12 protein-coding genes, 1 tRNA gene and 1 riboswitch are annotated in these 13,622 nt (G+C 70.6%); of the genes, 9 read left to right on the top strand and 4 right to left on the bottom strand.

The annotated features are described in order from the left end of the window. Positions 1–162: 162 nt before the first annotated feature. The 4 genes from KRH_RS08995 to KRH_RS08980 all read left to right on the top strand — a co-directional run bounded on the left by KRH_RS08995 (position 163) and on the right by KRH_RS08980 (position 3,614). Positions 163–864 (top strand): metal-dependent transcriptional regulator, encoded by a 702-nt coding sequence (locus KRH_RS08995; protein ID WP_012398895.1) that lies wholly within the window; start codon positions 163–165, stop codon positions 862–864. Between the two features lie 298 nt (positions 865–1,162). After that, positions 1,163–1,362, top strand: a riboswitch (cyclic di-AMP (ydaO/yuaA leader). Between the two features lie 5 nt (positions 1,363–1,367). After that, complete coding sequence (locus KRH_RS08990) at positions 1,368–1,973, top strand: C40 family peptidase (RefSeq protein ID WP_041297404.1); 606 nt, start codon at positions 1,368–1,370, stop codon at positions 1,971–1,973. Positions 1,974–2,204: 231 nt separating this feature from the next. Continuing rightward, positions 2,205–3,128, top strand: coding sequence for a C40 family peptidase (locus tag KRH_RS08985; RefSeq protein ID WP_012398893.1), 924 nt, complete (start codon positions 2,205–2,207; stop codon positions 3,126–3,128). A 198-nt stretch (positions 3,129–3,326) separates the two neighbouring features. Beyond that, on the top strand, positions 3,327–3,614 hold the full coding sequence (locus KRH_RS08980; protein WP_012398892.1) for a hypothetical protein: 288 nt from the start codon (positions 3,327–3,329) through the stop codon (positions 3,612–3,614). Between the two features lie 52 nt (positions 3,615–3,666). Here KRH_RS08980 and KRH_RS08975 read toward each other — a convergent pair whose 3' ends face one another. Continuing rightward, the gene (locus KRH_RS08975; protein WP_012398891.1) at positions 3,667–4,593 is read right to left on the bottom strand and encodes a DUF4031 domain-containing protein; all 927 of its coding nucleotides are present in this window, start codon (positions 4,591–4,593) and stop codon (positions 3,667–3,669) included. 61 nt (positions 4,594–4,654) lie between these two features. On the opposite strand from KRH_RS08975, the gene KRH_RS08970 reads away from it, so the two are divergent. Continuing rightward, positions 4,655–4,727 (top strand) — tRNA-Arg (locus KRH_RS08970). Between the two features lie 220 nt (positions 4,728–4,947). Here the strand turns inward: KRH_RS08970 and KRH_RS08965 are convergent. Next, positions 4,948–5,649, bottom strand: coding sequence for a hypothetical protein (locus KRH_RS08965; RefSeq protein ID WP_012398890.1), 702 nt, complete (start codon positions 5,647–5,649; stop codon positions 4,948–4,950). A 108-nt stretch (positions 5,650–5,757) separates the two neighbouring features. Between KRH_RS08965 and KRH_RS08960 the strand changes: the two genes are divergently transcribed. Both KRH_RS08960 and pcrA read left to right on the top strand, forming a co-directional pair. Next, on the top strand, positions 5,758–6,489 hold the full coding sequence (locus KRH_RS08960; protein WP_226905848.1) for an integrase: 732 nt from the start codon (positions 5,758–5,760) through the stop codon (positions 6,487–6,489). A gap of 86 nt (positions 6,490–6,575) precedes the next feature. Continuing rightward, positions 6,576–9,032: a DNA helicase PcrA gene (gene pcrA, locus KRH_RS08955; RefSeq protein WP_012398888.1), complete on the top strand. Its 2,457-nt coding sequence runs from the start codon at positions 6,576–6,578 to the stop codon at positions 9,030–9,032. A gap of 33 nt (positions 9,033–9,065) precedes the next feature. On the opposite strand, the gene KRH_RS08950 is transcribed toward pcrA, so the two are convergent. Next, entirely contained in the window at positions 9,066–9,812 is a 747-nt protein-coding gene (locus tag KRH_RS08950; protein WP_041297403.1) for a hypothetical protein, read from the bottom strand. 218 nt (positions 9,813–10,030) lie between these two features. Here KRH_RS08950 and sucC point away from each other — a divergent pair, with 218 nt between their 5' ends. Both sucC and sucD read left to right on the top strand, forming a co-directional pair. Further along, positions 10,031–11,200, top strand: a complete 1,170-nt coding sequence (gene sucC, locus KRH_RS08945; protein WP_012398886.1) for an ADP-forming succinate--CoA ligase subunit beta — start codon at positions 10,031–10,033, stop codon at positions 11,198–11,200. Positions 11,201–11,231: 31 nt separating this feature from the next. Continuing rightward, complete coding sequence (gene sucD / locus KRH_RS08940) at positions 11,232–12,149, top strand: succinate--CoA ligase subunit alpha (protein ID WP_012398885.1); 918 nt, start codon at positions 11,232–11,234, stop codon at positions 12,147–12,149. Between the two features lie 138 nt (positions 12,150–12,287). On the opposite strand, the gene purU is transcribed toward sucD, so the two are convergent. Then, a complete protein-coding gene (gene purU / locus KRH_RS08935; protein ID WP_012398884.1) occupies positions 12,288–13,160 on the bottom strand; it encodes a formyltetrahydrofolate deformylase in 873 nt (290 codons plus the stop codon). Positions 13,161–13,622 lie beyond the last annotated feature (462 nt).

The following is a 13,622-nucleotide window of genomic DNA, read 5'->3' as shown; positions in this document are numbered from 1 at the left end:
GCGTGCCGCGAGGAGCCCCGGCGCGGGCGATGACGCGGCGCGGGGCCCGGCGGACGTGAGCCACCTCGCTACAATCGTCCTGAATCATTCCTGGGCTGGACCGACCCCGACCGGGGACCGTAGACCCGCGCGCCGTGGTGCGCAGAACTGTGAGGACGGACCATGAGCGGCGACCTGATCGACACCACCGAGATGTACCTGCGGACGGTGCTGGAGCTCGAGGAGGAGGGCATCACGCCCATGCGGGCCCGCATCGTGGAGCGGCTGCACCACTCGGGCCCCACGGTGTCCCAGACGGTCTCCCGCATGGAACGGGACGGACTGCTGTCCGTCGCGCAGGACCGTTCGCTGCGACTCACCCCCACCGGGCGCGCCACCGCGGTGTCCGTGATGCGCAAGCACCGGCTCGCGGAGCGCCTTTTGGCTGACGTGGTGGGGCTGGACATGGCACACGTGCACGAGGAGGCGTGCCGCTGGGAGCACGTGATGAGCGAACGCGTGGAGCGCCGCCTGGTGGACCTGCTGGGCGATCCGCAGCTCTCCCCGTACGGCACCCCGATCCCGGGCCGCGGCGCGGGGGAGCAGGGCACCGAGGCCTTCGGGGGCCTGACGCTGTGGGACGTCGCGGCGGCCGGCGACGGCGCCGAGCACCGCGTGCGCCTGCTGCCGGAGGTCGTGCAGGCGGATCTCGAGCTGATCGAGATGCTCAGCTCGGCGGGGATCCTCACCGGCTCGCGGGTCACCGCAGAGCCGAACCCCGGGGACCAGCACCGGGTGGTCGTCACCAACCTGGACGCGGACGTCTCCCTGGACCTCGACGACGCCACGGCGCGCGCCATCAGGGTCACCCCTGCGGGGTCCTGACGCCCCGCACGCCCTCGCGGCCGTGACCTTCCCGATGTGTGGATGGTCACGGACGTTCTCATGGATCCGGAGCCCGCTGCTGCCCTGATACGTGGCGTCGTGGCTTGTCAGCGAGGCTTTCGTGGCTTGCGTGTCGTCATACCCGGGTATGGCAATTCATTCTTGAAAACTAATCAATCGCGATCTTTGATACGCACTGGTGCCCGATCCGTGACCGGTTGTAACCAAAACGTGACTTTTTCGTGATCTGTCCTGTACAGTCGTCTCCGTGCCGATCACTGGTCGGATCCGGCACTCCCGAACGCGATCGCCGAGTTCTGCCATGCGCACCGGGACCCGTACACAGAACATCCGCATGGCAGAAGCGGGGGAACCACTTCCGGATTCGTGACAGCCCGTCGAATCCTAGGGGTCAAGCCGGCACGGCTCACCAGCACGTGCGGCCGGATGTCTCCCATCCGAACCCGACAGCTCACCCCGCAGGCGTAGGGAGGAACACACACATGTCTTTCATGAAGAACAACTCTGCCCGTCACCGCGCTGAGGCCTCGTCGCACATCGTGCGCAACACCACCGTCGCCACCGTGGCGGCCGGTGCCGCCGTGGCCGGCATCGCGATGCCCGCCCAGGCATCCGCGGGCGTCGTGGACCTCGGGTCCACCACCTCCTACGCCTCCTCCACTTCTTCGCTGGAGGCCTACAACACCTCGTACACCACCCCGGCCGCGGACACCATGGCGTCCAGCTCCGGTGTGAGCACGCAGTCCAACCACGCCGCCGGCGGCACCGTGGGCACGGCCTACCAGGGCATCGGCGGCGCCTACGTCTGGGGCGGCACCGGCTTCAAGGCCTGGGACTGCTCGGGCTTCACCCAGTGGGTGTACGCGCAGAACGGCATCAACCTGCCCCGCACCACGTGGGCCCAGTTCGCCGCAGGCACCCCGACCTCCAACCCGCAGCCCGGCGATCTGGTCTCCCAGAACGGCGGCTCGCACGTGGGGATCTACATCGGCAACGGCCAGATGATCTCCGCCCTCAACCCCATGCAGGGCACTCAGGTTCACTCCGTGAACGCCATGCAGCTGGACGGCTTCTACAGCGTCCGGTGATCTGAGGGGACCGACGGCCTCCTGCGCCGTCGGTCCACGGATCGCACCGCGATCCTCGGCCGCCGGGACGTTCGCACGCACCGTGCGGGCCCGGCCGAGCCGCACGAACTGACTGAACGAGAAGAAAAGCACCGCCCACAGACGGTGAACCGCAGCTGCGTTTGACAACGTCGCGGTCACTGCACACCTCCGTGCCCTGGGTGGACACGAACGTGTTAGGAAACCACACGCATGACGAACGAAACCGCTTCCCACTCCGCCAAGAGCCTCTTCGCCGGCAAGGCCCGCACCGTGGCCGCCGTCGCCGCCTTCTCCGGCCTGGCGCTGGCCACCACCGTGTCCGTGCAGGCCACGCAGAACGCTGACGAGCAGGCTCCCGCCGCCGCCGTGTCCGAGGCTCCCGCCTCCGAGAACACCGTCTCCGCACAGCCCGCAGCCAAGGCCGACAAGGCTGAGAAGGCCAAGGAGAAGAAGACCGAGAAGGCCAAGGCCCCGGCGCAGCCCGCCGCGATCCAGGCCGCTCCCGTGGCCGACGTGACCCCGGTGGCTCCCCAGGTGGCCCCGGCCGCCGAGACCGTGACCCCCGCGGCCGAGACCGTGACCCCTGTGGCCGAGACCGCTGCCCCCGCCGCTCCGGTGGCCCAGCAGGGCCGTCACGCCGCCGAGCCGACCGCACAGACCCTGCAGGCCGAGACCGCGGCGCAGCAGCACTCCCAGGTCGCCGACCACAACGTCCAGGGCTACGGTGACACCCAGGCCAAGGCCAGCAACACCGGCGGCACCGTGACGACGCAGTCCACCCAGCAGACCAAGCCCGCCTCGGGCTCCGTGAGCGGCCAGGGCATCCTCGGTGCCGCCGAGGGCCAGATCGGCGTGAACCAGGACTGCACCGCGCTGGTGTCCAACGCCCTGCGCGCCGTGGGCATCAACCACCACGGCTGGCCCGCGAGCTACAAGTCCCTGGGCCGCTCGGTCTCCGCCGCTGAGGCCCAGGCCGGCGACATCGCCTACTACGCCGACGGCGGCGCGGGCGTGGCCCACGTGGCCATCTACGCCGGCAACGGCCAGGCCATCCACGGCGGCTGGAACGGCAACCAGACCGTGAAGACCACCGCGTACGTGGGCTCCGGCCCCGAGTTCATCCGCGTGGGCTGAGCTCAGCAGAGCTGGGTGCGGTGCCGCGAGGCACCGGGCCACACCTCGTGACGAGTCGGGACCGGTTGTGTACCCGCTCCCGATGAGGACGAGATAGACCGTACGGACCCTGTCGACCACAGGGTCCGTACGCCTTTAACATCTACGCCCCGCGGCCCGTGCGGTGGGCGCCCAGGGGCGGGACGTAGAATCGGAGCCATGTCCACCGACTTCTCCAGCGCCGCCAGAACCCCCCAGGACCAGGAATTCACGTACTACGCCGTGGGCATGCTCGCGGGGGCCGTGCCCGGGATCGTCGTGGGGTTCGTGGTGGCAGCCTTCGCGGGTCACGTGGCCATGTGGCTCTCCGTGTTCGGCGGGCTGGGCATCATCGTGGGTCTCATCCTCGCCGCGGTCCTCTTCCGACGCCGCCGCGCCGCCGCCCGAGCGGCAGATCCGTCCGGTGCCGCCGACGACGCCGCGGACGGTCCCGCGCCCCGCGCGTAGCCCGAGCAGCGCATGCCGGGTCGGCCGCGGTGAGACGGCCACACCGAACCCATCACACCGACGCGGTGAGCTCCACCATCTCCCGGTCCAGGTTGTGCCGGGCCCGCGCCTCCCACAGCTCCACCGCGCGCGGATCGTGGAACAGCCGGGGCGCCCTCTGCAGCCCGGCCAGCACCTCCGCGCGTGCCGCGCGGAACTGCGGCTCCGGGACGTGCGCGTACTCCCTCCGAACGGCAGCCCGGTAGCGCTCGTACTCCTCGGCGCTCCCGCCGAGCACGGAGAGGTCCGCATCCACCAGCAGGCACGCGTCCCGGTCCGCCGGGCCCGGGCGGTGGTGGGCGGTCACGAGAACCAGCTCGGCCACCCTGTCCGCGGTCCGTGGGCCCCACTGCGCGGTGGCGGGATCCTGCACCGGCGTGTCCCGCGGAGAGCTCTCGTCGGTGAGCAGACGCCGGGCGAGTTCGGCGGAGTCGCGCTCGTCCTGACCGGCCCGGCCGTCGTGCACGGCGTCGTGGAACCACGCCGCGAGCACCAGCTCGAGGGACGGCGCCGCGTCCGTGAGCAGGTCGAGGGCCTCCAGGACGGCCAGCAGGTGGCCGGGACCGTGGTAGTCGCGGTGCGGCTCGCCCCACCGCTGCCGCAGCTGCGCACCCAGGTGGGCATGGCCCGGGACGTGGCGCTCCCAACGGGAGGCGAGGGCCGTGGCCAGCTTGGCCGGGCGGCGTCGTGCGGGGATCCGGAGGCCGCTGCGGATCAGGATGCGGGCCAGCTGCTTGCCGTCCACCGGCACCGCACCCTGCGCGACCGCGGACGCGTGACGGTGCGCCGGGACGTCGTAGTGGTCCTGGTCGAACGCGCGTTCCGGGACCCCCAGCTCACGCGCGAACGCGTGCAGCTCGGCGAGGGAACGGTCCGAGACCAGGTGCGAGAACACGGTGCCGTGTGCGGGCCACCGCGGCGGGTCAATGTAGACGGTCATGGCCCCATTGTGCGCCCGACTCGCGGGGGCGCACCTCCCGCGGATACAGTGGGGCACTGTTGCCCTCGTAGCTCAGGGGATAGAGCACGGCTCTCCTAAAGCCGGTGTCGTTGGTTCGAATCCAATCGAGGGCACGCACCACGCCCCGCCCGTGCGCGGATGCCACGGTCCCGCACCGCCCCGGACGTCCCGGAACGGGGGTCGGGAATCCGCGGCCGGGCGGGGCGCACTCATGTCCGGGCACGCGGGCCCGCGAGGATGCCAGTACGCCAGGATGCCGACACATCAGGACTCGCGCATTCGGAGCGCGTGGGGAGCGGTCTCTGTCCCGACGCCGAGCAGGCGAGCGCGGTCTCAGTCGCGCGGGCGCTGGCCCGGGAGCTCTCCGCGGGCGAAGTCCGAGAGCTTGCGGCGCACCACGGAGACCACCACGAGCACGGCGATCAGCACCAGGCCCGCGAACAGCACCCACCGGGTGACCACCAGCGCGGATGCGAGCGCAGCGGCGTCCCGGTCCGCGGGGCGGGCCACCGAGGCGTCGAGCGCGGAGTTCCCGGCCACGAAGACCACGGCGTAGCCCAGGACCACGGCCCAGTAGACCCACTTCCGGGCGCGCTGCGGGGTGTTCAGACCGGTGAACAGCAGCCATCCGAGGCTCGTGAGCAGGGGTGTGAACAGGCCCGTGGTCGCGTGGACGCCCTCGTACTCGGTGAGCCCGTCCGCACCCAGCCCGCGCGCGAACTGCGCCACGTGCTCGGGAGCGAAACCGCCGGCGAGCAGCTCGGGAGCGGTGACCCCGCCGGCCATGTGCCCGGAGACGCCCTGCAGCACCAGCAGGTGGTAGTAGAGCCACAGTGCGAGGCCCACGAAGAACGCGACGCCCACCAGGATCCCGGCGGAGGAGGCCTTGGTGGGCTCGGCGGCGAGCTGGCCGTCCCGCATCTCGTGGACGCTCACGGGCCGCACGCGGGCACCGCGGCTGCTCGTGGAACCGGCCGGCGCGGCGCCCGTGGTGTCCCCGTACTTCCTGGCCTTCTGCGCTCTGGTCATACCCATGGCCCCATTATCCCCCGGGGCGTACTGTGATCAGGGACGGGTGACCACGCTCGAGGACGAGGTGGAGAACAGGTGCCCCCAGCGGCACCGCGAAAGGTGGTGACGGTCATGGAGCTCTCCATCGGCCTTCCGGACGGTCTGCTCATGAGCGCGGGTGACGGCTCGGAGCTCACGCTGTACGAGGCGGACCACACCACCGTGCGCCGCAGGATCGACTGCTCCGTCCTGGCCGGTGCCCGCATGGCCGACATCGTCTGGTCCCACAAGCTCTCCGCCGTGGTCGCGGCGGTCCCCGACCGCAACCAGCTCTTCCGCTGGGACGCCTACACGGACGTCCTGCAGGAGTGGGCGGGCACGGGGGAGCCCGGGCGCCGGGACGGCCGGGTGGCCCAGGCCAAGTTCGCCGCCACGGTGTCCATCACGGAGGGCGGGGACGGCCGGCTGTGGTTCGTGGACCGGGACTCCTCCTCCCTGCGGTGCCTCACGATCGACACGGACCGGCCCGACGGCGATCCCCACGTGGTCACGGTGGTCGGCCGGCACGGTGCGGGCTACCAGGACGGTCCCGCCACGGAGGCCAGGCTCGACCACCCCGAGGACCTGCAGATGCTCTACGACGGCTCGGTGGTCGTGGCCGACACCGGCAACCACGCGCTGCGCCACGTGGACGTCACGGACGGCGAGGTCACCACCATCTGCGGCGGACCGGATCATGTCCCCGATGAACTGTCCGACGACGACCTCGTGCTGCAGTCCCCCGTGCGGGTCACGGTGGCGGACTCCCAGCTGTGGGTCGAGGACGCCAACGGACGCCACCAGGTGGAACCCCGCTACGTGTGAGGGCGGCGAGCACCCGGCCGGGGGTTCCTCGGGCGGGCAACCCCGCCCGTCAGCGCGTCCGAGCCCCTCGATAGACTGGGCGCACCATGGACTACCTCTCTGACAACCCACTGCTCTCCGCCGCCTCGGTGCGATCCTCGACCGCCGGGGCCCCGCACGAGCCGTCCGACGCCGTCGCGTCCCCGGAGCAGCTCGTGGCGGGGCTCAACGAGCCCCAGCGCGCCGCGGTCGAGCACTCGGGGGCGCCCCTGCTCATCGTCGCTGGCGCGGGCTCGGGCAAGACCAGGGTGCTGACCCACCGGATCGCCCACCTGCTGGCCACCGGCCGGGCACGGCGCGGGGAGATCCTCGCCATCACGTTCACCAACAAGGCCGCCGCGGAGATGCGCGAGCGGATCGCCGAGCTGGTGGGGGACTCCGCCCGCACCATGTGGATCTCCACGTTCCACTCCCTGTGCGTGCGGATCCTGCGCCGGGAGGCCAAGACCCTGGGGCTGAACACCAACTTCTCCATCTACGACTCCGCAGACTCGCTGCGGCTGATCACCCAGGTGGCCAAGCAGCACGAGCTGGACCCGAAGCGCTTCGCCCCCAAAGCCATCCAGCACAGGATCTCGGCGCTGAAGAACGAGCTCGTGGACGACGAGACCTGCCTGGCCCGGGCGAGCTCCACGGACCCGTTCGAGTCCGCCGTGGCCCAGGTGTACCGCGGGTACACCCAGCGGCTGCGGGCGGCCAACGCCATGGACTTCGACGACCTCATCGGCGAGACCGTCCACATGTTCCGGGCCTTTCCCCAGGTGCTGGAGTACTACCGCCGGCGCTTCCGCCACGTGCTCGTGGACGAGTACCAGGACACCAACCACGCCCAGTACGCACTGGTGCGCGAGCTCGTGGGCGGGGACTCGCCCGGTCACACGGACGAGTCCGGGATCCCCCCGGCCGAGCTCACGGTGGTGGGGGACTCGGACCAGTCCATCTACGCGTTCCGCGGGGCGGACATCCGCAACATCACGGACTTCGAGCGGGACTTCCCGGCCGCGCGCACCATCATGCTGGAGCAGAACTACCGCTCCACGCAGAACATCCTCTCCGCGGCCAACGCGGTGATCTCCCAGAACGCGGACCGCCGGGACAAGAAGCTGTGGACCGCCGAGGGGGACGGTGCCCCCATCGTGGGCTACGCCGCGGAGAACGAGCACGAGGAGGCCCGGTTCATCGCGGAGGAGATCGACAGGCTCCAGGACGAGCACGGGATCCGCCCCGGGGACGTGGCCGTGTTCTACCGCACCAACGCCCAGTCGCGCTCCCTCGAGGAGATCCTGATGCGCGTGGGGCTGCCCTACAAGGTGGTGGGCGGCACGCGGTTCTACGAGCGCAAGGAGATCAAAGACGCCATGTCCTACCTGCGCGCGATCGCCAACCCAGCGGACGACATCACGGTGCGACGCATCGTCAACGAGCCCAAGCGCGGGATCGGGGACCGCGCCCAGGGGTCCATCGCGGCGCTCGCGGACCGTGAGGGCATCTCGTTCTCCGAGGCGATGCACCGCCTGGACGAGGCGCCGGGGCTCGCCACGCGCTCCGCCAACGCGATCCGCACGTTCGCCCAGCTCATGGACGACCTGGGCGAGCTCGCCCAGGGTGCGTCCGTGACCGCGGTGCTCGAGGCCGTGCTGGAGCAGTCCGGCTACCTGGAGGCCCTGCGCACCTCCACGGACCCGCAGGACGAGTCCCGCGTGGAGAACCTGGCGGAGCTCGTGGCCGTGGTGCGCGAGTTCGAGAAGGACCGCCCGGAGGCCGGCCTGGGGGAGTTCCTGGAGCACGTGGCCCTCGTGGCGGACGCGGACCAGATCCCCTCGCGCCCGGACACCGCCGCTGAGGGCACGGCGAGCGCCCAGCAGATCGCCCAGGAGGTCGAGGAAGCCCGCGACCAGGGGGTCGTGACCCTCATGACGCTTCACACCGCCAAGGGCCTGGAGTTCCCGGTGGTGTTCCTCACCGGCATGGAGCACGGGATCTTCCCGCACCAGCGCAGCTTCGCGGACCCCTCCAGCATGGAGGAGGAGCGGCGGCTCGCGTACGTGGGCATCACTCGGGCCCGGCAGCGGCTCTACATCACCCGCGCGGAGTCCCGCTCCCTGTGGGGCCAGTCCCAGTTCAACCCGGCCAGTCCGTTCCTGGACGAGATCCCCGCGCACCTCATCGACTGGAAGCGCGAGGGCGCGGCCGCGTCCGGCGGCTGGGGCTCGCCCGTCCACGCGGGCTCCGGGGGCGGAACCCGCGACCCGCTGCGGGGCTCCTCCTGGGGCGCCGGTGCCGGTTCCGGGGCAACGTTCCGCAGGCTCTCGCCCTCGCGGGTGGAGCCGAACCGGGAGATCCCCTCGCTCAGCGTGGGGGACGCCGTGGAGCACAAGGCCTTCGGCCGCGGATCGGTGGTCGCGCTCGAGGGCAGCGGGGACAAGACCGTGGCGAAGGTGCGCTTCGGCGCGGAGGAGAAGCGGCTGCTGCTGCGCTACGCGCCCATGACCAAGGTCTCCTGAGAACTGCGGGACTCCGCGCCGGGGCGCCCGCGCTCAGAGCACCGCGAAGGCCAGCAGGGTGAACGGCGCGGTGATGCGCAGGGACTCGCCGCCGCGCACGTGCACCACGCCCAGCAGCGTGCACACCACCAGGGTGCTCAGCGCCACGGCCGGGCCGCGGGAGAGCAGGGCCACGGCACCCGTGACCGCTCCGAGCGCCAGCCCGCCCCACGGCACCCACCGTGCGCCGCGCAACGTCACCACGCTCAGCACGGCCCGGTGCGCGTACGCGAGGATGCTTGCGAGCACCGCGCACCGGCCCACGAGGCGGACCAGCCACGCGAGCACCGCCACCCACGACGCCGCACCGTAGGCTTCGTACAGCGTGGCAAAGCGTTCCACGGGCGCCAGCCCCGGGACGCCCAGCAGTGCGGGGAGCACGATCGCCACCACCACGGCACCCACGGCGCACCCCAGGACCGTGCGCCACGCGCGGTGGTCGAGGGCGGCGTCGTCGCGACCGTCCGGGGTGCCGCTGGGCAGGGGGTCCACGCCCCGGCGTCGGGACCACAGCACGAGCGCCCGGGCCGTGAACCACCACAGGATCCCGAGACCGGCCCACACGACGGCCTGCCAGCCCAGGGGATAGAGGGTGGGCACAGTGCCCGTGAGGGTCAGCACGGTGCCGTCCACCACGAGGTCGAGACCGAGGCCCAGCACGGCGAACGTGGCGAGCGAGGCCATGAACCCGGGATCCGCCTCCCTGGCGTCCCACACGTCCGGCACTCCGATCCATCGCATGGGCCCAGTCAACCAGCACCGCGGCCGCGACACGGAATCCCGCGGAGGGGCGGGCCCCGTCCACTCACTGGAGTACGGCGAAACCTGGCCCCATGGACTAAAATCGCGGTGAGGGCACTGTGAGCGCGCCGATGCGCCGCATCCCCCCACATCAGGTCGCTCCAGCCGGGGGTTCCCGGCGCGGAACGACACACCTCGACGCAGAAGGACACCTATCCGTGGACCTGTTTGAGTACCAGGCACGCGACCTGTTCGAGAAGCACGGTGTTCCCGTGCTGGCCGGCATCGTCGCCACTACCCCAGAAGAAGCCAAGGCAGCCGCAGAGAAGATCGGCGGCGTGACCGTCGTCAAGGCCCAGGTCAAGGTGGGCGGCCGCGGCAAGGCCGGCGGCGTCAAGGTCGCGAAGACCCCGGAGGAGGCCTACGAGTACGCCCAGCAGATCCTGGGGATGGACATCAAGGGCCACACCGTGCACCGCGTGATGATCGCGCAGGGCGCGGACATCGCCGAGGAGTACTACTTCTCCGTGCTGCTGGACCGCGCCAACCGCTCCTACCTGGCCATGTGCTCGGTCGAGGGCGGCATGGAGATCGAGCAGCTCGCCGTCGAGCGCCCGGACGCCCTGGCCCGCGTGGACGTCAGCCCCGCGGACGGCATCACCGAGGCCAAGGCCCGCGAGATCGTGGAGCAGGCCAAGTTCGACGCCGAGACCGCTGAGAAGGTCATCCCCGTGCTCGTGAAGCTCGGGGAGGTCTACGCCAAGGAGGACGCCACCCTGGTGGAGGTCAACCCCCTGGTCAAGACCGGTGACGGCGAGATCCTCGCCCTGGACGGCAAGGTGTCCCTGGACGACAACGCCGCGTTCCGCCACCCGGAGCACGCCGAGCTCGCGGACAAGACCACGGCCGATCCCCTGGAGGAGAAGGCCAAGGAGAACGACCTCAACTACGTCAAGCTCGACGGCGAGGTCGGGATCATCGGCAACGGTGCGGGTCTGGTCATGTCCACCCTGGATGTCGTGGCCTACGCCGGTGAGAAGCACGGGGACGTCAAGCCCGCCAACTTCCTGGACATCGGCGGCGGCGCCTCGGCCGAGGTCATGGCCGCGGGCCTGGACGTGATCCTGGGCGACCCCCAGGTGAAGTCCGTGTTCGTCAACGTCTTCGGTGGGATCACCGCGTGCGACGCCGTGGCCAACGGCATCGTCAAGGCCCTGGAGATCCTCGGCGACTCCGCCACCAAGCCCATCGTGGTGCGCCTGGACGGCAACAACGTGGACGAGGGCCGCGCGATCCTCCGCGAGGCCAACCACCCGCTGATCACCACCGCGGACACCATGGACGCCGGCGCCGACAAGGCCGCCGAGCTCGCCCACGCCGCCAAGTAACCGCCCCGAGCACAGCTACCAGGAAGAAGACATGTCGATCTTTTTGAACAAGGACTCCAAGGTCATCGTTCAGGGCATCACGGGCGGCGAGGGCACCAAGCACACCGCGCGCATGCTCGCCGCCGGCACCCAGGTGATGGGCGGCGTCAACGCCCGCAAGGCCGGGACCACCGTGAGCCACCAGGACAAGGACGGCAACGCCGTCGAGCTGCCGGTCTACGGCTCCGTGAGCGAGGCCATGAAGGAGACCGGCGCGAACGCGTCGATCGTCTTCGTGCCGCCGGCCTTCTGCAAGGACGCCGTGATCGAGGCCATCGACGCCGAGATCCCGCTGGTCGTGGTGATCACCGAGGGCATCCCCGTGCAGGACTCCGCCGAGTTCTGGGCCCACTCCCAGGCCAACACCGGTGCGGACGGCAAGCCCAAGACCCGGATCATCGGCCCGAACTGCCCCGGCATCATCTCCCCGGAGGAGTCGCTGCTGGGCATCACGCCGGCCAACATCACCGGCAAGGGCAAGCTGGGCCTGGTCTCCAAGTCCGGCACCCTGACCTACCAGATGATGTACGAGCTGCGTGACCTGGGCTTCACCACCGCCATCGGCATCGGCGGCGACCCGGTCATCGGCACCACCCACATCGACGCCCTCGAGGCGTTCGAGGCGGACCCCGAGACCGAGGCCATCGTGATGATCGGCGAGATCGGCGGCGACGCCGAGGAGCGCGCTGCTGACTTCATCAAGGCCAACGTCACCAAGCCCGTGGTGGGCTACGTGGCGGGCTTCACCGCTCCCGAGGGCAAGACCATGGGCCACGCCGGCGCCATCGTCTCCGGCTCCTCCGGAACGGCCCAGGCCAAGAAGGAGGCCCTCGAGGCCGCCGGGGTCAAGGTCGGCAAGACCCCCTCGGAGACCGCGCAGCTCATGCGGGAGATCTTCGACGGCAAGTGACCGGTTCCCGGTTCTCCCGGACGCCTGACACGACGACGCCGCTCGCCCACCTCGGTGGGGGAGCGGCGTCGTTCTCGTCGTGGACCGGTCCGGTGCGCTCGGGCCGGACCGGCGCGCTCGGGGTGGGCAGGGCGGCTCTCAGGCCAGCACGATGGTGCGGTTGCCGGAGATCACCACCCGGCCCTCGGCGTGCCACCGCACGGCGCGCGAGAGGGTCTGGGCCTCGGCGTCGGAGCCCGCGGAGACGAGGTCCGCCGGGGTGTGGGCGTGGTCCACGGGGATCACGTCCTGCGCGATGATCGGCCCCTCGTCCAGGTCCGGCGTGACGTAGTGCGCGGTGGCCCCCACCATCTTCACGCCGCGCTCGTAGGCCTGGTGGTAGGGCTTGGCGCCCTTGAACGAGGGCAGGAACGAGTGGTGGATGTTGATGCACCGGCCCGCGAGGGACCGGGTGAGCTCGTCCGAGAGGATCTGCATGTAGCGGGCCAGGACCACCAGCTCGGTGTCGTGGGCGTCCACCAGGCGCAGCAGCTCCGCCTCGGCCTGGGCCTTGGTGTCCGGTGTGACGGGCACGTGGTGGAACGGCACTCCGTAGAAGTCCACGAGCGGGCGCAGGTCCGTGTGGTTGGACACCACGGCCACGATCTCCACGGGCAGCGAGCCGACGTGCGCGCGGTGCAGCAGGTCCGCGAGGCAGTGGGAGATCTTGGAGACCATCACCAGCACCCGGGTCTTGCGGCGGGCCTCCACGAGGCGGAAACGCATCCCGTGCTTCTCGGCCACGGGGCGGAAACCCTCCACCAGGGACTCGGTGGTCACGGTCCCCGGGGCGCTGATGGTGTGGCAGCGGATGAAGAACTCGTTGTCGTGGCGGTCCGAGAAGTGCTTGACGTCGAAGATGTCGCAGCCCTGGCCGGTGAGGTTGGAGGCCACGGCACTCACGAGACCGTAGGCCTCGGGGCAGTGGGCGGTGAGGACGTGCTCGTCGGGCGTGGGCTGGTGGGCCGACATGCTGGGGGTGCTCCTGGGGTCACGGGACGGATCGGTGGTCCGCGGGGCGGCAGAACTGCGGCGCCGTGGACCGGCGTCGATTTTATCGCCGGGTCAGGGGCGTTATCGACCGGTGGCCGCGAGAGCGGACGGTAGGAGCCCGTCCGGCGCGGGGAGAGGTGCGCCTCTGTGAGAGAACCAGCGGCCACCGGCAGGCGATAACGCCTCAACGGGATCAAGCCGTGGGCTGAGCGGCTATCAACGCACAGCACCTGCCACAGTGCACCCCCCAGTGCAGGTGTGGCGGTTTCCCTGTGCGAAGTCTCCCGTTGCGGTGGTTCAGAGAACCACGGGACAAGAATATCCGAACTTCCCAGACGTCTCGGAGCCGGTGAAAACACATAGAACGCCTCCGCCCCGTTCGGCCCACCCCCACAATGCGCTCACCGGGCCGTCCATAAATGCACAAAGCGGCTCTGACTA

Source organism: Kocuria rhizophila DC2201 (assembly GCF_000010285.1).
GTDB classification, from domain to species: Bacteria; Actinomycetota; Actinomycetes; order Actinomycetales; family Micrococcaceae; genus Kocuria; species Kocuria rhizophila_A.
Note: the sequence above shows the minus strand (reverse complement) of the source record. Positions and strands in the feature narration are given on the sequence as shown.

What these genes read in the sequence shown, in the direction of transcription:
- KRH_RS08995 (WP_012398895.1), top strand. Translation starts at nt 163, where the DNA reads ATGAGCGGCGACCTGATCGACACCACCGAGATGTACCTGCGGACGGTG.
- sucD (WP_012398885.1), top strand. Translation starts at nt 11,232, where the DNA reads ATGTCGATCTTTTTGAACAAGGACTCCAAGGTCATCGTTCAGGGCATC.
- KRH_RS08950 (WP_041297403.1), bottom strand. Translation starts at nt 9,812, where the DNA reads ATGCGATGGATCGGAGTGCCGGACGTGTGGGACGCCAGGGAGGCGGAT.
- KRH_RS08985 (WP_012398893.1), top strand. Translation starts at nt 2,205, where the DNA reads ATGACGAACGAAACCGCTTCCCACTCCGCCAAGAGCCTCTTCGCCGGC.
- KRH_RS08965 (WP_012398890.1), bottom strand. Translation starts at nt 5,649, where the DNA reads ATGGGTATGACCAGAGCGCAGAAGGCCAGGAAGTACGGGGACACCACG.
- purU (WP_012398884.1), bottom strand. Translation starts at nt 13,160, where the DNA reads ATGTCGGCCCACCAGCCCACGCCCGACGAGCACGTCCTCACCGCCCAC.
- pcrA (WP_012398888.1), top strand. Translation starts at nt 6,576, where the DNA reads ATGGACTACCTCTCTGACAACCCACTGCTCTCCGCCGCCTCGGTGCGA.
- KRH_RS08980 (WP_012398892.1), top strand. Translation starts at nt 3,327, where the DNA reads ATGTCCACCGACTTCTCCAGCGCCGCCAGAACCCCCCAGGACCAGGAA.
- KRH_RS08960 (WP_226905848.1), top strand. Translation starts at nt 5,758, where the DNA reads ATGGAGCTCTCCATCGGCCTTCCGGACGGTCTGCTCATGAGCGCGGGT.
- KRH_RS08990 (WP_041297404.1), top strand. Translation starts at nt 1,368, where the DNA reads ATGTCTTTCATGAAGAACAACTCTGCCCGTCACCGCGCTGAGGCCTCG.
- KRH_RS08975 (WP_012398891.1), bottom strand. Translation starts at nt 4,593, where the DNA reads ATGACCGTCTACATTGACCCGCCGCGGTGGCCCGCACACGGCACCGTG.